Annotated in this window: 10 protein-coding genes; 5 read left to right on the forward strand and 5 right to left on the reverse strand. The window is 72.1% G+C overall.

The window, feature by feature from the left end:
* Window positions 1-9 precede the first annotated feature (9 nt).
* The 3 genes from AB0M36_RS27075 to AB0M36_RS27085 all read right to left on the reverse strand — a co-directional run bounded on the left by AB0M36_RS27075 (window position 10) and on the right by AB0M36_RS27085 (window position 4,422).
* Entirely contained in the window at window positions 10-2,016 is a 2,007-nt protein-coding gene (locus tag AB0M36_RS27075; RefSeq protein ID WP_364162535.1) for a biotin carboxylase N-terminal domain-containing protein, read from the reverse strand.
* Window positions 2,017-2,044: 28 nt separating this feature from the next.
* Window positions 2,045-3,490, reverse strand: coding sequence for a carboxyl transferase domain-containing protein (locus AB0M36_RS27080; protein ID WP_364162538.1), 1,446 nt, complete (start codon window positions 3,488-3,490; stop codon window positions 2,045-2,047).
* A 254-nt stretch (window positions 3,491-3,744) separates the two neighbouring features.
* Entirely contained in the window at window positions 3,745-4,422 is a 678-nt protein-coding gene (locus AB0M36_RS27085) for a Crp/Fnr family transcriptional regulator (RefSeq protein ID WP_364162541.1), read from the reverse strand.
* Window positions 4,423-4,732: 310 nt separating this feature from the next.
* On the opposite strand from AB0M36_RS27085, the gene nth reads away from it, so the two are divergent.
* From nth to AB0M36_RS27105, 4 genes are all read left to right on the forward strand, one after another.
* Window positions 4,733-5,569, forward strand: a complete 837-nt coding sequence (nth, locus tag AB0M36_RS27090; RefSeq protein ID WP_364162544.1) for an endonuclease III — start codon at window positions 4,733-4,735, stop codon at window positions 5,567-5,569.
* A gap of 62 nt (window positions 5,570-5,631) precedes the next feature.
* Window positions 5,632-6,234 (forward strand): TlpA disulfide reductase family protein, encoded by a 603-nt coding sequence (locus tag AB0M36_RS27095; RefSeq protein WP_364163135.1) that lies wholly within the window; start codon window positions 5,632-5,634, stop codon window positions 6,232-6,234.
* Window positions 6,231-7,073, forward strand: coding sequence for a CoA pyrophosphatase (locus tag AB0M36_RS27100; RefSeq protein ID WP_364162547.1), 843 nt, complete (start codon window positions 6,231-6,233; stop codon window positions 7,071-7,073). Before AB0M36_RS27095 ends, AB0M36_RS27100 begins: the two co-directional genes overlap by 4 nt.
* Before the next feature lie 22 nt (window positions 7,074-7,095).
* The gene (locus AB0M36_RS27105; RefSeq protein WP_364162550.1) at window positions 7,096-8,274 is read left to right on the forward strand and encodes a MarP family serine protease; all 1,179 of its coding nucleotides are present in this window, start codon (window positions 7,096-7,098) and stop codon (window positions 8,272-8,274) included.
* 468 nt (window positions 8,275-8,742) lie between these two features.
* Here the strand turns inward: AB0M36_RS27105 and mycP are convergent, their stop codons facing one another.
* Window positions 8,743-10,089: a type VII secretion-associated serine protease mycosin gene (gene mycP, locus AB0M36_RS27110; protein WP_364162553.1), complete on the reverse strand. Its 1,347-nt coding sequence runs from the start codon at window positions 10,087-10,089 to the stop codon at window positions 8,743-8,745.
* Window positions 10,090-10,300: 211 nt separating this feature from the next.
* Window positions 10,301-14,275 (reverse strand): type VII secretion protein EccCa, encoded by a 3,975-nt coding sequence (gene eccCa, locus AB0M36_RS27115; RefSeq protein WP_364162556.1) that lies wholly within the window; start codon window positions 14,273-14,275, stop codon window positions 10,301-10,303.
* Between the two features lie 251 nt (window positions 14,276-14,526).
* Between eccCa and eccD the strand changes: the two genes are divergently transcribed.
* Window positions 14,527-15,963: a type VII secretion integral membrane protein EccD gene (gene eccD, locus AB0M36_RS27120; RefSeq protein WP_364162559.1), complete on the forward strand. Its 1,437-nt coding sequence runs from the start codon at window positions 14,527-14,529 to the stop codon at window positions 15,961-15,963.

The raw sequence follows: 15,963 nt of genomic DNA on the forward strand, positions 1-15,963 counted from the left end.
GGTCGGCGGTTACTCGGGATCCAGCACGGCCAGCAGTTCGCCGGTGTCGACCTCCGCGCCGGGATGCACGGGCAGCGAGGCGACCACGCCCGCGGAGGGCGCGTGCACCGGATGCTCCAGCTTCATCGCCTCCAGGGTGAGCAGCAGCTCGCCCGCGCGGACCCGCTGACCCGGCACCACGAGCACCCGGCGTACGGCCCCGGGCAGCGGCGCGATCAGGGAACCCTCGGTCGCCTCCGGGGCGGGCAGGGGGAAGCGGGACAGCTCGCGCAGGGCGACGGAGCCCTCGGGGCTGTCCACGTACGAGACCTCGCCGACCCGGTGCACCTTGAGGCTCAGCCGGATGCCGTTGACGTCGAGGTCCACCCGGGAGCCGTCCGCGCGCACGACGACCGTGGGCGGGTGGTCGTCGAGGGTCGGCGCCTGTCCGAGGCCCGCGAGGTCGAGCTCCTCCGGATCCACCGCGCGCACCCACCAGCCCGCCAGCTCGCCGTGCCGGTTCATCCGGTAGCCGACCTCGACCGGGCCGGCCGGGCCGTCGTACACGGCCGTCTGCGAGCCGGACGGGACGTTGCGCCAGCCCGACGGCAGGGAGCGCAGAACCGGAGCGGACGTCCGCCGGGCGGCGGCACCGGCCAGGGCCGCGGCGAGGCAGGAGATGCGGACGGCGTCGACCGACGACAGCAGCGGCGCGAACACCTCCGGATGCCGGTCGAGGAAGCCGGTGTCCACGTCGCCGGCCCGGAACGCGCCGTGGCGCAGCACCCGGACGAGCAGGTCCCGGTTGGAGACCACGCCGTGCAGTTCCGTGCGGGTCAGCGCCGAGGCCAGCATCCGTGCCGCCTCCTGGCGCGTCGGCGCCCAGGCGATGAGCTTGGCCAGCATCGAGTCCTGCTGCCCGCCGATCACCGAGCCGTCCACCGCGCCGGCGTCCAGGCGCAGGCCGGGCTGGGGGAGCGGGCGGAAGGAGCCGGCTACGTCCGGCACCTTGAAGCGGTGCAGGGTGCCGGTCGCGGGCAGCCAGGCGTACGCCGGGTCCTCCGCGCAGATCCGGACCTCGATGGCGTGCCCGCGGATCGGCGGGGGGCCGGGCATCGGCAGGTTGCCGCCCTCGGCGACCAGCAACTGCAGGCGGACCAGGTCGTATCCGGACACGCACTCGGTCACCGCGTGCTCGACCTGCAGGCTCGGGGTCAGCTCGACGAACCAGAAGTCGCCGTCCTCCTCGAGCAGGAACTCCACGGCGCCGGCGCCCACGTACCCGATCGATCGGACCGCGATGATCGCCGCCCGGCACAGCTGCTCGCGCAGCGCCGGGTCGACCGCCGGTGACGGCGTCTCCTCGATGATCTTCTGGTAGCGGCGCTGGACCGAGCACTCCCGCTCGCCGAACGGCACCACGGCACCATGGGCGTCCGCGATGATCGGCACCTCGATGTGCCGCACGTTCTCCAGGTACGGCTCGCAGAAGACGTCGTCGCCGGTCTCCTGCCGGGTGGAGGCGACCGCCTCGGCGAGGGTGACCGGGTCCCGGACGACCCGCATGCCGGCGCCGCCACTGCCGCCGGAGGGCTTGATGAGCACCGGGAAGTCGTCGATGGTCTCGGGATCGGTGAACGTCGGCAGGACCGGAACGCCGGCCTCCGCGACGACCGCCTTGGTCTCGATCTTGCTGTGCAGGACGCCGAGCGTCTTGGCCGGTGCCCCGACCCAGATCATGCCCGCGTCGGCCACCTCAGCCGCGAATCGCGGATCCTCGGCGAGCACGCCGTCGCCCGGATGGATGGCGTTGGCCCCGGCTCGCTTCGCTGCCGCGATGATGAGATCGCCGCGAAGGTACGTCGACGACGGCGAGCCGCCGGTGAGACGGACCGCGTAGTCCGCCTCCGTGACGTGTGGCGCGTCGGAGTCGGCATCGGAGTAGACGGCGACCGTCTCGATGCCGACCAGGCGGCAGGTGGCGAAGACCCGGCGGGCGATCTCCCCACGGTCGGCCACCAGAAGACGTCGGATCACTGCTCTGCTCTACCTTTCGAAAATCGCGTCAGGGCCGGAACACGCCGATGTGCTCGGCGCCTTCGACGGCCGCGCTGTGCACCGCGGACAGGCAGAGTCCGAGCACCGTACGGGTATCGCGAGGGTCGATGACGCCGTCGTCGGGGAGCTTGCCGAGCGGTCCGTCGGCCGGTCGCTCGACGGGCCAGCTGAACAGGAACCGCGGCTCGTACGCGCGCCCGTAGATGCCCCCGGCCTCCTCGGCGGGGGTGGCGCCGATCATCAGTGTCAGGTGAGGAACGGTCGACTTGGCGACCGCGTGGACCAGAGGCGCGCCGTGCCGTACGTCGGCGGCCTCGTGTGGCTCGGCGGTGGGAGCGCCGGTGTACTGCACGAACAGCAGCGAGGTGGCGGTCGCGTTCGCCAGCTGGATGAAGTGGACCGCCTTCTGCGTCTCGGCGGGCGAGAACGCGCCGCCGAGGTTGGCGACCACGCCGATCGGATAACCGTGCAGTTCGCCCCAGCCGGTCACCAGCCCGGTGCCCTGGGCGGGCTTGAACTCGTCGAAGTCGCTGCCGTCGAGGATCCGGGCCAGCACCTCGCGCGGGTCGAAGGGGGGTGCCGCGTCCGTACCCACCATCGTCAGCAGGTCCTCGGCGTCGTATTTCGGCGGCTCCGGAGGAAATGAGCGGGGGGACGGACCGCGCTTGCGCCAGTTGAAGCGGCGTACGCACTGGCGGGCCAGGCGCAGCCCGTCGCGTTCGTCCTCGGCCAGCTGGTCGGCCGGCCCGGTCACGCCGGCGGGGACGGTGGGCGCGCTGCGTACCTCGGGTGCGGGCCGGCCGTTGGCGCCCGAGGCGCGGACCGGCTGCGGGTGGATCGTCAGCATCTTGGCGTGCCCGCGCACCATGATCGTGTAGTCGGAGAGCGCCGGCAGGTATGCCGCGTCCCCTGTGGTGGCGCCGAAGACCACACACACCGTGGGCACCCGGTCGGCGGTCAGCTGGCTGAGATCTCGGGCGATCGCGCCGCCCGGCGGCGGCCCCGCGGGCGCGGCCGCCCCGGTCGACTCCACCAGGTTCACCAGCGGCAGCCGGTTCACCGAGGCGATCCGCGCGGCCCGCCGGATCTTCTCGACCGTGTACGGGTTGACGGCACCACCGTCGACCGTCGGATCGTTGGCGATGACCACGCACTCGACACCCTCGACGACCCCGATGCCGGTCACGACGCTGGCGCCGACGGGGAACTCGGAACCCCACGCGGCGACGGGCGAGAGCTCCAGGAAGGGACTGTCCTGGTCGAGCAGCATCTCGACCCGCTCGCGAGGCAGCAGCTTGCCCCGCGCGTGGTGCCGGGTCACCCACTTCTCGCCACCGCCCGCCCGGGCCGCCTCCAGCGCCGTCTCGAGCTCGGCGAGCCGCTCCAGCATCGCGCTGCGGCTGGCCAGGTAGGCGGGGGTGCGCGGGTCGATCGCGGTGTCCAGCACGGTCACGTCGTCACCCCGCTGCGCTGCACGCCCGCCACCTCGTTCAAAGCCGCGCCCTCTCGACCGTCGTAGTGCCTCTCGACCACCTCCGTAACGAGCGGCTGACCGGGTGCGACACGGATCTTGCCGGGCGGGTTCTGTCCCCTGATCAGGTGGGGATTCGGAGATTATGCGGCGCAATGCCCGTTATGCGGACACACCGAAGGGGTCGTCCGACGGGACGACCCCTTCCGTACTTCAGCTTGGGGTGCTGAGGAACCTCAGACCCGGGCCCGGCGCGCCAGGCGCTCCGGATCCAGGATGATCACGCTCTTGCCGTCGAGCCGCAGCCAGGCCCGCGACGCGAAATCGGCCAGCGCCTTGTTGACCGTCTCGCGCGAGGCGCCGACGAGCTGGGCCAACTCCTCCTGGGTCAGGTCGTGCGTCACCCGCAGCACGCCACCGTCCCGCGTGCCGAACCGTCCCGCCATCTGCAGCAGGTTCTTCGCCACGCGCCCCGGAACGTCCGTGAAGATCAGATCCGCGAGCGCGTCGTTCGTCCGGCGCAGCCGGCGGGCGAGCACGCGCAGGAGCTGCTCGGCGATCTCCGGGCGGTTGTTCAGCCAGGGCCGCAGAGATGACTTCTTGAGCCGGGCCAGCCGGGTGTCAGTCACCGCGGTGGCCGTCGCCGTCCGTGGTCCCGGGTCGAACAGAGACAGCTCACCGAGCATGTCCGACGGGCCCATGATCGAGACAAGGTTCTGCCGGCCGTCCGCGGCGCGGCGGCCCAGCTTGATCTTGCCGGAGAGAACGATGTAAAGGCTGTCGCCCGCCTCGCCCTCATTGAAGACGATGTCGCCCTTTCGGTACTCGATCGTCTCCATCTCCTTGGCGAGCGCCTCGGCAGCCTCCGGGTCAACGCCCTGGAAGATCCCGCTGCGAGCCAGTACCTCATCCATCGCTGTACCTCCGACTACGCGCTTCGCCGCGCACGATCAGTCTAGGCGTACGCAGCCCGCAAACGGGCGGCCACCCCTCGATATGGATCTCGTAGCGTAACCACTCCGGCCGCAAAGGCGGGAAAATCCGTCGCTCTCGGTGAGCGGCGCTCCGCCGTTCGACGGCTCGTCACGGTCCGTCGCCGAAGGTATCGTCCGCGTCGATGCCTGCCCACCCCCGGGGCGTTCTCCCCGTCTCTGCCCGGCCGCGGGTTTTCCGCGTCCTTTCCGAGGACGAGGAATGTCGGAGGCGCGACGTACTCTTGCTCGCGTGAGTCGTCCCCCTGCCGCCGCGCCCGCCGGTGCGGCCCCGCTCGCCCGGTCGGCCAGACGGTTCGCGGGGGAGACCGCGATCGGACGCAAGCGTCGGGCCCGCAAGACGGCCAGGATGCTCGCCGAGGCCCATCCCGATGCCCACTGCGAGCTCGACTTCGAGACCCCGCTCCAGCTCGCCGTGGCGACCATCCTGTCGGCGCAGTGCACGGACAAGAAGGTCAACGAGGTCACGCCGCTGGTTTTCAAGCGCTACCTGACGGCGGCCGACTACGCGGCGGCCGACCGCGCGGAGCTCGAGGACATCCTCCGGCCGACCGGCTTCTTCCGCGCCAAGACCGACTCGCTGATCAAGCTGGGCCAGGCGCTGGTCGAGCTCCACGGCGGCGAACTGCCCGGCAAGCTGGACCAGTTGGTCGCGCTGCCCGGCATCGGCCGCAAGACCGCCAACGTCATCCTCGGTAACGCCTTCGACGTCCCGGGCATCACCGTCGATACGCACTTCCGCCGCCTGGTCAACCGCTTCGGCTGGGTCCAGGAGGAAGACCCGGTCAAGATCGAGTTCCAGGTCGCCGACCTGATCGAGAAGCGCGACTGGACCATGCTGTCGCACCGGATCATCTTCCACGGCCGCCGCGTCTGCCACGCCCGCAAGCCGGCCTGCGGCGCGTGCACCCTCGCCGCGGTCTGCCCGTCGTATGGCACCGGCCCGACCGAGGCGGCCCCGGCGGCCAAGCTGCTCAAGGGTCCCCGGGCGCGCGAGCTGGCCGTGCAGGCGGGCGTCGACCCCGACCTGGTTCCGGCGGTCGCGGTCGTGACACCGGAGGCCCCGTGAGCAGTGACCCCACTCGCGGGCCCGCGGCTAGATGGCTGTCGCTGTGGCTGACGCCGTCGCTGATGCTGTTTCTTGCCGCGTGCACGGCGCCGCCCGAGGGCCCGTCACCTTTCGTTGACTGTGCGAGCCTGGGCGGGCCGGCTTTGTCCGGCTCTTCCGCGCCCGTTGCGTCTCCTTCCTCCGGTCTCTCCTCCGGCTCTTCCTCCCGGGCCGGATCCGTGTCCTTGCGAGCCGGGTCGGGTGTGCCGGACCTTCCGGACCTTTCGCTTCCGTGCTTCACGGGGGGTGAGCCGGTCCGGACCATCGATCTGCGCGGTCCCGCCGTCATCAACCTCTGGGCCTCCTGGTGCGGCCCGTGCCGCGAGGAGCTGCCGCTGATGCAGGAGCTCGCCGACGCCACCTCCGGCAGGCTGCGCGTGCTCAGCGTGGACACCAAAGACGACCGCGAGGCCGGCGCGTCTTTCGCCTCTGACCGCGGCGTCTCGATGCCGACGCTGTTCGACCGCGATCAGCGGCTGCTGGCGGCTCTCGGGCAGGTCACGCTGCCCGTGACCGTGTTCCTCGACGCGCAGGGCAAGCGATTTGTCTACACCGGCAAGGCTCCCGACAAGCTGATGCTGGGCACGCTGGTGCGTACCCACACCGGCGTTACGGTGACCGGATGAGACCGGCGAGCGCGCGGTCCGACGGTCCGCTGGACGCAAATGTGGGCGGGAGCCCGGGCGGCTTGTCGGGTGCGAGTGCTGACGGGCTGCCGAGTGGGCTTCCGGGCTGGTGGGAGCCGTTGCTGACGCGGGCCGCCGCCGCGCGTACCGAAGATTTCACGTCTCTGCGGCCGCCCGCGTCCGGTGGACGACCGAGCGCTGTCCTCGTCCTCCTGGGGGAGGACCGGTCCGGTGAGCCAGACCTGTTGGTGTTGCAGCGGGCGGCGACCATGCGCAACCACGCCGGTCAGCCGGCGTTCCCGGGCGGTGCCGCCGATCCCGAGGACCAGGACGCCGCGGCGACCGCACTGCGTGAGGCCAACGAGGAGGTCGGGCTCGACCCGGCGACCGCGACCGTGTTGACCACGCTGCCGGAGCTGTACATCCCGGTGAGCCGGTTTGTGGTCACGCCGGTGCTGGCCTGGTGGCATGCCCCGCATCCGGTGCGGCCGTGCGATCCCGCCGAGGTCGCGGACGTCGCCCGGCTGCCGATCGCCGAGCTGGTCGACCCCGCCAACCGGATCCGGGTACGCCACCCGAGCGGCTGGATCGGCCCGGCCTTCCAGGTGCGCGGCATGCTCGTCTGGGGGTTCACCGCCGGCGTGATCTCCGCGCTGCTCGACATGGCCGGATGGAGCCGCCCCTGGCGCCCGGGTCGCATCATGGAACTGTCAGACCCCGCCTATGTGCCAGCCACACCCGTGCCAGGTCCCGCGGGACCATCCGATCCATCGTCCAACGGGTCCGTTCCGGTCGCCGATGCCTCGGCCGCCGCCACCTCCGACGAGGTGGTCTCGTGACCGTCACTTCTACCTTGAGCGAGTGCCTGTGGTCGATGGATTCCTGATCCTGCTCATGCTGGTCTTCGCGATCAGCGGATACCGGCAGGGTTTCGTCATCGGGGCACTGTCGTTCGGCGGCTTCTTCAGCGGCGTGCTGATCGGCCTCCAGATCGGACCGCTGATCGCCAACCAGTTCGCCGACGGCATCGTCCGGCTGGTCGTGTCGCTCGTGACGATTTTCGCGCTGGCGGTGCTCGGGCAGACCCTGGCCGGATGGCTCGGGACCAAGGTGCGGCGCGCCATCGAGAGCAAGCCGCTGCAACGGCTCGACGACGCGGGTGGCGCGGTGGTGTCGCTGATCGCCGTGCTGCTGGTCGCCTGGCTCATCGCCGTGCCGCTGGGTTCGACGCCGGTTCCCGAGATCAACCGTCAGGTCCGCAGCAGCGCCATCCTCAACGGCATCAACCAGCTCATGCCGGACCAGGCCCAGGCGTTGTCGGCGGGCCTGAGCGAGTCGCTCAACACCAACGGCTTCCCGGACGTCCTCGGCGGCCTGACCCGCACCAACGCCCGCGAGGTGGCTCCGCCGGACCCGGCCTTGGCGAAGAGCCAGGTCGTGATCAACTCCCGCAAGTCGGTCATCAAAGTTCTGGGTACGGCCCCGAGCTGCTCGCGCCGCATCGAGGGCTCCGGCTTCGTCTACGCCGACGAGCGCGTGATGACCAACGCCCACGTGGTGGCGGGCACCCGCAACGTCCAGGTGGAGACCCAGAACGACCGCCTCGACGGCAAGGTGGTCGTGTACGACCCGGAACGCGACCTCGCCGTCGTCTACGTCCCGGGCCTGAGGGCTCCGCTGATGCCATTCGTGAAAAAGCCCGCGGGCACCGGCGCGAACGCGATAGTGCTCGGCTTCCCGCTCGACGGCCCCTACAACGCGCAGGGCGCCCGGGTCCGCGACGTCAGCAAGATCACCGGGCCGGACATCTACGACTCGGGCAACGTGACCCGGGAGATCTACACGATCCGCGCCCTGGTCCAGAGCGGCAACTCCGGCGGCCCCCTGGTCGCACCCAACGGCGACGTGCTCGGCGTCATCTTCGCGGCCGCCGCGGACGACCGGAACGTCGGCTTCGCCCTGACCGCGGCCGAGGCGGCCGGCACCGCTCAGCTGGGCGTCGAACGCACCCGCGGAGTGAAAACGGGAGACTGCGCCTGACCCGACCGCGTAGCCGCCCGGCTCAGGCCGGCTCCCGCCCGCGAGCCGCCCGACTTAGGCCAGCCCCGCCCGCGATAGCGCCCGGCTCAGGCCGGTCCCGCCCGCGAACTCGCCCGGCTCAGGCGGCTCCCGCCCGCGAACTCGCCCGGCTCGGACCCCCGCTAGTGAAGCGGTGCCGGCTCAGGCTGGCCCCCGGCTAGTGAAGCGGCGCCGGCTCAGGCTGGCCCCCGGCTAGTGAAGCGGCGCCGGCTCAGGCGCCAGGCACCTGATCGTGACAGTGGTGCGGGGCGCACGGCGGGCCCATGGTGGCGAAGGCGACTCGGGACGTCGAGATGCCTTGGCCCAGGTTCAAGCGCCCGTGGATGAGGTGGCGGCTCAGACTGGGCTGAAGCTGCCCGGCTCAGGCCGGCTCCCGCCCGCGAAGCCGTCCGGCTCGAGCAAGGCACCCTGGTGGTGGAGTGGGTCGGCTCAGGCCAGGCCGGCGAAGCGCCGCACTGTCCAGGCCGCTGCGGCGAGGGATGCGAGGAACAGGGTCGCGGCGGCCCACCAGCCGCGGGATTCCTCGGCCGGGTCCGGCTCGGTCACGATCGCGCTGCCGGCGTTGGCTCCCGATGCCCGGGCGCCGGGCGTGGTCGTGGTGGCGTCGTCCGGGGCCGACTGGGCCTGGCCCGACACCGGGGCGCTGCCGAAGCGGGCGATGCCGGGGGAGGCCGTCGTGTCGAGGGGGTTGCGGATCACCGCGGGGATTTCCGCAGTGAGAGCCGCCGCCGGGTCGACCAGGCCGAAGCCGAAATCGCTGTCGCGACCTTGCGCGCCCCGGTCGTGGGCGGTTTTGATGATCCGGTTGACCACCTCGCCCGCGGGCATGGTGGGCCAGCGGGCGCGGATCAGCGCCGCCGTGCCCGACACCATGGGCGCGGCGAAGCTCGTGCCCTGGACCCGCCAGTAGCCGTCCGCGCGGGCGCCGACGAGTTCGGTGGCCGGGGCCGTCACCACGGTCTCCTTGCCGGTGATCGAGCCGGACCAGAGGGCGTCGCCGCCTCTTTCCATGCCCGCCACCGCGATGACGCCCGGCTCGCGGGCCGGATACCAGACGCCGGACGAGGTCGAGGCGCTGGCGTTGCCGGTGCAGGCGACGACGACCACGTCCTTGGCGAAGGCGTAGTCGAGCGCCGCCGCCAGGGCCGGACTGCTGCCGTTGCCGCCGAGGGAGAGGTTGATGACGCGGGCGCCGTTGTCCACCGCCCAGCGGACGCCCTTGGCCACGATCATCGCGTCGTCGTATCTGTTGTCCCGGTCCAGGACGCGGACGGGCAGGATCTTGGCTTTGGGTGCGATGCCGACCACGCCGGCGGTGTCGTCGGCGCGGCCGGCGATGAGCGCCGAGACCGTGGTGCCGTGGCCGACCAGGTCGCTGTCGCCGTTGCCGCTCGGGTCCACCAGGTCGAGGCCCTTGAGCACCTGACCCCGCAGATCGACGTGGCTCGCCTCGACGCCGGAGTCGATGACCGCGACGGTCACCCCCTCGCCGGCGGAGTAGGTCCACGCGTCGGCGACGTTGAGCGTTTTCAGGTGCCACTGCTCGGACCGCACCGAGTCACCCCGGAGCGGCTCGGGCGTGGCCAGCGGACCGGCGAGCCCGCCCGCGCCACCCGTGGAGACGCCTGAGGAGTCCACGGCGATCGGCTCCGCGAGGGAGGAGGCGGGGGAGGAGGCGAGGGAGGGGGTGAGGGAGGAGACGGAAGCGAGAACGGGAGTCGCGCTCAGGCCGGCGGCCAGGCAGGCCGCCGTGACCCGCGCGGAGAGGTTTCTCACCAACGGGCACCGCCGCGGGCCGCGCGGGGCGCCCAAGCGTCACGCCGGGCTGGACGGGACGCGTTTCGTGCTTCGGTCACAGCGTTCACTGGACGGCAGACCATTCTGAGGATGGACGGTCGATGGAGGGAGATTACTCCGAATCCGCGCGTTGTCGCTGGAGTCTGTCTATGCGGATCGCACCGCGGGTGCGTCCGGGCAGGACATCGGGTCAGTACGGGGGGAGATGCGACAACTGCACCAGACGCACTCCTTCACGTCGAGTCACCAGGCGGCCACGTCCGGGCGGCATCAGGGTGGGGCGGACCGGGCCGATCAGTGTGCCCTCGTCCGATGGGCCGGTCATCACGAGGCCCGGCGAGGACAGCTCGCGCAGGCGCTGGATGACCGGGTCGTACATGGCCCGGCCCGCGCCGCCGGCCCGGCGGGTGACGATCAGGTGCAGGCCCACGTCCCGCGCCTGGGGCAGGTATTCCAGGATCGGCTGCAACGGGTTCGTCGGGCCCGAGGCGACCAGGTCGTAGTCGTCGACGAGGACGAACAGTTCCGGGCCGGTCCACCAGGAGCGCTCGCGGAGCTGCTGGGCGGTCACGTCCGGCCCGGGCAGCCGGCGTTCCATGTAGCCCGCCACCGACTCCATCAGCTCGAGCGTCTTCGCCGCCTGGATGCCGTACCCGATGCGGTGGTCGCTCTCCGGCAGGTCCATCAGGCTGCGTCGGTAGTCGACCAGGATGATGCGGGCCTCGGTCGGCAGGAAGCGTCGCGTGATGGTGGTCGCCAGCGCGCGCAGGAACGACGACTTGCCGCACTCGGCGTCGCCGAAGAGCAGGAAATGCGGGTCGCTGGCGAAGTCGATCTCCACCGGCTGCAGGTCGGACTCCGCGATGCCGATCGGCAACCGCAGGCCGGTCGAGCGGTCCAGGTCGATGTCGGCGTACGGCAACGAGGGCGGAAGCAACCGCACGCGCGGCGCCCCGGGTCCGGCCCAGGAGGCGGCGATCATCTTGACCAGCTCGGTGGGTTCGGCGTTGCTCAGCTCCGGCCGTACCGTCAAGAAGTGCAGGGCTTTGTTCTTGTCGGTCGGATGCTCGACGAGGCCCCGGCCGGGCTTTTCCGGCACGTTGATCGCCTGCCGACGGTTGACCGAGGAGTCGGTGGGGTCGCCGAGGCGCAGCTCCACCTTCGAGCCGAAGAGGTCGCGGATCGCCGGGCGGTAGTCCATCCAGCGCGGCGCGCTGGCGACGACGTGGATGCCATATGACAGGCCGCGGGTGGCGATGTCGGTGATGACGCCCTCGAGCTCGTCGTAGTCGTTGCGCAGGGTGGTCCAGCCGTCGATCACCAGGAACACGTCTCCGAACGGGTCCGCGTCCGCCCCGGTGCCCAGCTCGGTGCGGGCCGCGCGGCGGCGGCGGTACGACGCCATCGAGTCGATGCCCAGCTCGCCGAAGCGGCGCTCCCGCTCATTGAGCAGGGTGGAGACCTCGCCGACGGTGCGCCGGACCCCGACCGCGTCGAGGCGCCCGTAGACCCCGCCGACGTGGGGCAGATCGCGCAGCGTGCCGAGCGAGCCGCCGCCGAAGTCGAGGCAGTAGACCTGCACCTCGGCGGGCGTATGGGTGAGCGCCAGCGCGCAGATCAGCGAGCGCAGCGCCGTGGACTTGCCGCTCTGGGCGCCGCCGACCACGGCCACGTGGCCCGAGCCGCCGCCGAGCTGCAGCCACATCACGTCACGCAGCTGCTCGCGGGGCTTGTCGATGAGCGCGATCGGCACCTGGAGGGCGCCGTGCAGCTCCGGGTTGGCGAAGGCCAGACCGCGCGCCGGATCGGCGGTGACCGGGCCGAGCAGCTCGTCGAGGGTCGCCGACCTGGTCAGCGGGGGCAGCCAGACCTGGTGCGCCGGCGGCCCCTGGCCGCTCAGGCGCGCCACCATCACGTCGAGCAGGCTCTCGCCGGCCGGCGCCTCCTCCGGCTTCGGTTCGGCGGGCCGCACCGGCTTCGGCGCCGGGACGTAATGGGTGGAGTAGGACAGGATCTCGGGCGCGGCGCCGTCGCGGGTCGCGCCGGGACCGCGGCCGCCGGCCTGCTGGAAGACCCCGGAGACGTACGCGGCCTTGAAGCGTACGAGCGGTTCGGTGCCGAACTTGAGGTAGCCGTGCCCGGGCGAGCGGGGCAGCTCGTAGGCGTCGGGCACGCCGAGCACGGCGCGGGACTCCAGCGCCGAGAAGGTCCGCAGGCCGATCCGGTACGACAGGTGGGTGTCGAGTCCCCGCAGCCGGCCCTCCTCCAGCCGCTGGCTGGCGAGCAGCAGGTGCACGCCCAGCGACCGGCCCAGCCGTCCGATCTGCACGAACAGGTCGATGAAGTCCGGCTTCGCCGACAGCAGTTCGGAGAACTCGTCGCAGACCACCAGCAGCGACGGCAGGGGCGGCAGGGCGGCACCGCCGGCCCGAGCCTTCTCGTAGTCGCGCAGGCTGGCGTAGTTGCCCGCCTTGCGCAGCATCTCCTGCCGCCGGATCAGCTCGCCGTCGATCGCGTCCACCATGCGGTCGACCAGGGGCAGCTCGTCGGCGAGGTTGGTGATGACGGCGGCGGTGTGCGGCAGCCGGTCCAGCGAGGAGAAGGTCGCGCCGCCCTTGAAGTCGACCAGGACGAAGTTGAGCGTCTCGGAGGAGTGGGTGGCGGCCAGCGCGAGCACCAGCGTGCGCAGCAGCTCCGACTTGCCGGAGCCGGTCGCGCCGATCAGCAGGCCGTGCGGGCCCATGCCGTCCTGCGCCGACTCCTTCAGGTCCAGCTCGATGGCGGAACCGTCGGCGCCGAGACCGATCGGCACGCGCAGCTTGTCGCGGTTGGGGCGCGGCAGCCAGGACTGGGCGACGCTGAACGAGGCGGGGTCGCCCAGATTGAGCAGCTCGGCGAGACCCATTTCGGTGGCCAGCGGCGTGTCCGCCGACTTCGACATGGCGCCGAGCCGCAACGGCGCGAGCCGGCGCGCGACGGCCTCGGCCTCCGCCTCGCTGAGCCGGTCGGGGGTGCCGACCTCGGCGGCGTGGTCCATCGCGAACGTGTGCAGCTCCCGGCGACCGCCGTCGGCCCGCACCTCGAGCACCAGCAGGGAGCGGTCGAGCAGCCGCGGGGGCACCTCGTCCAGGTCGAGCACGGTGACGCCGTCGATGCCGTCGTCGAGCTGGGTGGCGCCCTTGAGGTCGGCGCCGTCGAGCACGATCACCACGTGTGGCCCGGCGGTGCCGGTGCCCGTCGGGTTGAATCTCGGCCGGTTGCCGATCACGTCCTCGAGCAGCTTCTCGAGGTCGGGACCGGCGCTGGCGACCAGGCGCACCTGGCCGAGGCGGTCGGTGCGGGACGGGTGCAGGTTGTGCGGGAGCCATTTGACCCACTCCCACATCGCCCGGCGCTCGGGCCCGGCGCAGACCGCGACGATCAGGTCGTCGGGGGCGTGGAAGGTGGCGAGCTGGGTCAGCACGGCGCGGGTCAGCGACCGGGCGTCGGCCTCGCCGTCCGGACCGTTACCGCGCAGGAAGACCCGCGCGAAGCCGCGCAGCGAGACCGCGACCGGAAGATCCGGCACGACCGAGTACGCGTCCAGGAACCGCCGCAGCGCCCCGGCGGTCATCGGCTCCAGGTCCTCCAGCGGCCGGGTCACCGGCGGGATGAGTGGCGTGGCGAGGGTCTGCGGGCCGACGGCGAGGCGGACGACGCCGAAGTCGGGATCGGCGGACCGGCGTTCCCAGACCCGGTGGCTGCCGGCCGTCGACCACAGCCGGGCGGGGTCAGGGTGCCGGTAGTAGAGGCCGACGCGCTGGCGGTTGGCGGTGTCCCGTACCCGGCGGCGCAGGCCGGCGAGGTGGCGCAGGTATTCGCGGCGGGCGGACATCATCTCGGCCTTCTTGGGCGAGCCGCTCGAGCCGAAGGAGGTGGCGAGCATGGCCAGCGACGAGACGCCGAAGAGTCCGCCGATGACGTAGGACATCGGGCCACCCCGGCCCTGGCCCATCATCAACGCCATGGCGACCGAACCGCCGAGCATGGGCAGCACCATGAACGCCTGCTGCCAGCGGCCACCGACCGCCTGGGGAATCTCGGGTGGCGCGTCGACGGCGAGCTCGCCGGTCGGGATCTCGGGTGCCGGGCGGCGTGCGGCCCGCTTGATCACCACCGTGCTCATACCGAAGTCGTCCCTTTCGTCAGCAACCCTGGGCCCTAGTCGGACTTATTGTGTTAAGGCCGTGGGAGGCTTCCCCGTCCGCGGTGATCCTCGCAGCTCACCGCGCCCGGCCAAGGATAGGTAAAGTCGCTCGAGTTCCGCAGCCTCGTCACCACCGATGGGAAATTGGCCATGAATGAGCGCATCGAGCTCGTCACCGGGCTCCGCGTCATGACAGCTCGGCTCGGCGCCGGGCGCAGCGGGGTGGCGGCATGAGCATCGGCCTGGCCAGGATCACCATCAGCGCCCCGTCGCGCCGCGTGGACGTGGCTCTTCCCGAGCACGTCCCGCTCGCCGAGCTCCTTCCGGAGGTCCTGCGCCACGCGGGCGAGGGCCTGGCCGATGACGGCGAGAAACACGGCGGGTGGGTCCTGCGGCGCACCGACGGCGTCGCGCTGGCCACCGCGCAGGGCCTGTTCCCCCAGGGTGTCCGCGACGGCGAGGTGCTGCACCTGGTTCCGGCGCGCGACGAATGGCCGGAGCTCGAGTACGACGACGTTGTCGAGGCGATCGCCGAGGGGGCACGCCGCCGCGGGACCGTCTGGTCGGCGGCCTCGACCCGGACGGCCACGCTGGTCGCGGCCGCGATACTGCTCTCGCTCGGCCTGCTCGCGGTGCTCATGGCCGGACCGGGGTGGGGCGGCGCGGCGTTCGTGGGCCTCGGCGTGGGACTGCTGCTCTCGCTGGCGGGCGTCACCGCTTCCCGGGCGTACGGGGACGCGCGCGCGGGTGCGGCCCTGGGTGGGCTGGCGCTGCCGTACGCGTTCGCCGGTGGCGCGGTGCTGGTCGGCCAGGGCACCGTGGACCGGGCGGGCGTCTTCCCGCTGCTCCCGTGGCTTGGCGGCCCGGAGTTGCTCGCCGGCTCGGCGGCGCTGCTGCTGTTCGCGGCGCTGGGCGGGGTCGGCGTGGCGGCCTCGATGCGGGTCTTCGCGGCGGGCGCGACCGCCGGCCTGCTCGGTGCCCTCACCGCGCTGGTCGGCCTGCTGACCTCGGCGGCGGGCGCGGCGGCGGTCCTCGTCTCGCTCCTGGTCTGCGGCATCGGCGCGCTGCCGCTGCTGGCGATCCGCTTCGGCAAGCTGCCCACGCCGCCGGTAACCCTGCCGACCGGCACGGACGCCGAGCAGGGCTTCACCGGTGCCCGGCCCGCCGGCCTCGACGCCGCGCGTGAGCTGCCCGACCGCCGGCGGGTCTTCGCGGCCGTGAGCCGCACGGAGGAACTGCTCACCGGCATGCTGATCGGCCACGCGGCGCTGGCCGCGGCCGCCTTCGTGGTGCTCGCGTCGTCGGGCGGGACGGCTGCCCGAATTCTGCTGGGTCTGGCGGTCGCCGCCCTGCTCCTGCGTTCCCGGCTCTTCGTGACGCTGCGCCAGCGGGTGCCGCTGATCGTGGGCGGCCTGTTCGGCACCTTCGTGCTCGGCGTCGACCTGCTCCGGCACGCGGACGAGGCCATGCTGCTGGGCCTGAGCGTTCTCGGCCTGATGCTGGCGATGGCCACGGTGGCGGCCGGCGCCACGTGGTCGCGCCGGGCGCCGTCGCCGTACCTGGGCCGAACGGCGGACCTGATCGACGGCCTGGTCGTGATCGCGGTGATCCCGGTGGCCTGCTCCGTCGTCGGTCTCTACGGCCTGGTCAGCACCATCAGCTTCTGA

The sequence above is a fragment of the Actinoplanes sp. NPDC051346 genome, from assembly GCF_040682215.1.
Taxonomy (GTDB): domain Bacteria; phylum Actinomycetota; class Actinomycetes; order Mycobacteriales; family Micromonosporaceae; genus Actinoplanes.

Bases quoted from the DNA above. Each gene is read 5' to 3' on its own strand.
- AB0M36_RS27085 (WP_364162541.1), bottom strand. From the start codon at position 4,422: ATGGATGAGGTACTGGCTCGCAGCGGGATCTTCCAGGGCGTTGACCCG.
- AB0M36_RS27095 (WP_364163135.1), top strand. From the start codon at position 5,632: ATGCTGTTTCTTGCCGCGTGCACGGCGCCGCCCGAGGGCCCGTCACCT.
- AB0M36_RS27100 (WP_364162547.1), top strand. From the start codon at position 6,231: ATGAGACCGGCGAGCGCGCGGTCCGACGGTCCGCTGGACGCAAATGTG.
- eccCa (WP_364162556.1), bottom strand. From the start codon at position 14,275: ATGAGCACGGTGGTGATCAAGCGGGCCGCACGCCGCCCGGCACCCGAG.
- eccD (WP_364162559.1), top strand. From the start codon at position 14,527: ATGAGCATCGGCCTGGCCAGGATCACCATCAGCGCCCCGTCGCGCCGC.